This is a genomic window from Streptomyces sp. NPDC036815 (assembly GCF_055609205.1).
Genome location: NZ_JBVJPW010000052.1, coordinates 1 through 1,263 on the forward strand (window position 1 = coordinate 1; position 1,263 = coordinate 1,263).

General features: G+C 68.0%; 2 protein-coding genes. Both read right to left on the minus strand.

The window, feature by feature from the left end:
- Positions 1-815 (minus strand): ABC transporter ATP-binding protein (locus ACZ69I_RS38985; RefSeq protein ID WP_470837258.1); only part of this gene is annotated, 815 nt, incomplete at its 3' end.
- The coding region (locus ACZ69I_RS38990; protein ID WP_470837259.1) for an oligopeptide/dipeptide ABC transporter ATP-binding protein at positions 808-1,263 on the minus strand (456 nt) is incomplete at its 5' end. The genes ACZ69I_RS38990 and ACZ69I_RS38985, both read right to left, overlap by 8 nt.

The window sequence follows — 1,263 nt, forward strand, 5'->3', positions numbered from 1 at the left end:
ATGGACAGGTCGTGGGCGATGAAGAGGTAGGAGAGGTTGAACTCGTCCTGGAGTTTCTCCATCAGGTTGATGACCTGGGCCTGGACGGAGACGTCGAGGGCGGAGACCGGCTCGTCGCAGATGATGATCTCGGGGTTCAGGGCCAGGCCGCGGGCGATGCCGATGCGCTGGCGCTGGCCGCCGGAGAACTGGTGGGGGTAGCGGTTGATGTACTCCGGGTTCAGGCCGACCACGTCCAGGAGGTCCTGGACCTTCTGGCGGCGCGAGCCCTTCGGCGCGACCTCGGGGTGGATCTCGTAGGGCTCGCCGATGATGTCGCCGACCGTCATCCGCGGGTTCAGCGAGGTGTAGGGGTCCTGGAAGACCATCTGGATGTTGCGGCGCACCGCTTTCAGCGCGCGTCCGGACAGTTTGGTGATGTCCTGGCCCTTGTAGAACACCTCGCCGGCGGTGGCCCGCTCCAGGGTCATCAGGAGCTTGGCGACGGTGGACTTGCCGCAGCCGGACTCGCCCACGATGCCCAGCGTCTCGCCCTGGTAGAGGTCGAAGGAGATCCCGTCGACCGCCTTGACCGCGCCGACCTGCTTTTTGAACAAGATGCCCTGGGTCAGCGGGAAGTGCTTGACCAGGTTGCGCACCTGCAGGATCGGCTCGCCGCGCTCGACGGGCGCCTCCAGGGCGGCCACCGCCGCACTCTCGTCGGCCGCCTCGACCGTCTCCACCGCGGAGACGTTCGGCGTGGCATCGACGCCCGCATCGCTCGTGGAGAGCTGGGCGGGCGGCCCGGGCGTGGAGGCCTTGGTCGGCTCAGCCATGGATCGTCTCCTTCCAGAAGTGGCACGCGCTGCCGCGGCCGGGCAGCGGGCTGCCGTCGGCCTCGGTGACCGCCACCAGCGCCGGAATGTCGGTGCGGCAGATGTCCTGCGCCTTGGGACAGCGCGGGTTGAACGCACAGCCGCCGGGCACCTTGAGCAGGTTGGGCGGCAGCCCCTTGATCGCGTACAGCTCGTGGCCCTTTTGGTCCAGCCGCGGAATGGAGTCCAGCAGACCCCGCGTATAAGGGTGCGCGGGCCGCTTGTACAGCTCGTGCACCGGCGCCGTCTCCACGATCCGCCCCGCGTACATCACCGCGATCTTGTCGGCGACGTCCGCGACCACCCCCAGGTCGTGGGTGATCAGGATCAGCCCCATGTTGAACTCGCGCTGCAGCTCCGCCAGCAGGTCCATCACCTGCGCCTGCACCGTCACATCCAGCGCCGTGGT